General features: G+C 56.6%; 1 protein-coding gene. It reads right to left on the reverse strand.

Going from position 1 to position 1,116, the window contains the following annotated elements:
* Nucleotides 1-93: 93 nt before the first annotated feature.
* Nucleotides 94-804, reverse strand: coding sequence for a Bax inhibitor-1/YccA family protein (locus U1739_RS21040; RefSeq protein WP_332710570.1), 711 nt, complete (start codon nt 802-804; stop codon nt 94-96).
* Between the last annotated feature and the right edge of the window lie 312 nt (nt 805-1,116).

Genomic DNA, 1,116 nt, shown 5'->3' on the forward strand with positions numbered 1-1,116 from the left:
GTCGGAAGCATTTTTTGGCGCGCGATCCGTGTCACGGTGCGCCCGCTGGGGCGCACCTCTACCACTTGGGCACCAGCGGATGACGGCGGTCGTTCAACGCCGCTGGCCCATGAACTGAAGTAGGAAGCTGAACATGTTGACGAAGTCGAGATAAAGCGACAGCGCGCCCATGATCACGGTTTTGCCCATCATGTCGGTGCCTGCCACTTCGAAATACAAGCTCTTGATCCGCTGCGTGTCGTAGGCAGTGAGGCCGGCGAACAGCAGCACGCCGATGAAGCTGATCGCCATTTGCATCGCGGTCGATTGCAAGAAAATGTTGATGATCATCGCCACCAGCAAGCCGACTACGCCCATGATCAGGAAGGTGCCCATGCCGGACAGATCCTTCTTGGTGGTGTAGCCGAACAGGCTGAGGCCGGCGAAGGCCGCAGCCGCCGCGAAGAAGGTGGTGGCGATTGAGGTGCCGGTGTAAACTAGGAAGATCGATGCCATCGACAGGCCCATCATCGTCGCGAATGCCCAGAACAGCAGTTGCGCTGTGCCTGTCGAAAGCCGATTGATGCCAAAGCTGAGAACCAGAACGAACGCCAGGGGTGCGAACATGATCACATATTTGAGGATGCCCGGATCGCCGAGTATCTGAGCTGCCATCCCGCTGTTCGCAAACAGCAGGGCAACGATGCCGGTCAGCAACACGCCGGACGCCATGTAATTGTAGACCGACAGCATGTAGGATCGTAGCCCCTCATGGTAGGCGGCGCTTCCCTGGCCAAGTCCAGTCGTTCCGGACTGCGAACTGATGGTCGCTCTGGAGTTAAATCCTTTTGCCACTTTAATTCTCCATTTCCTCAAAAATCGACCGAGCGTGAGCGGAAATATCGCTTGTCGCCCGGACGGGCTTCCAATCTGTCCTCCGCCTGACGGCGCTTTAGCAGCGTGCGGCTTCTGCTCGGGTTACATGACACGAACGATAGGCTAAATATATTCGATTAAATACGACGAACGTGATAGGAATAGACTATCGCGTCTGGAGCCTTACCTATGCCAACTTTTCGCCAGCTCGAATATCTTGTCGCCGTGGCTGACCTCCAGAATTTCCGTCGCGCGGCGGAC

This window comes from Parasphingomonas puruogangriensis (assembly GCF_036663635.1).
GTDB lineage: Bacteria > Pseudomonadota > Alphaproteobacteria > Sphingomonadales > Sphingomonadaceae > Sphingomonas.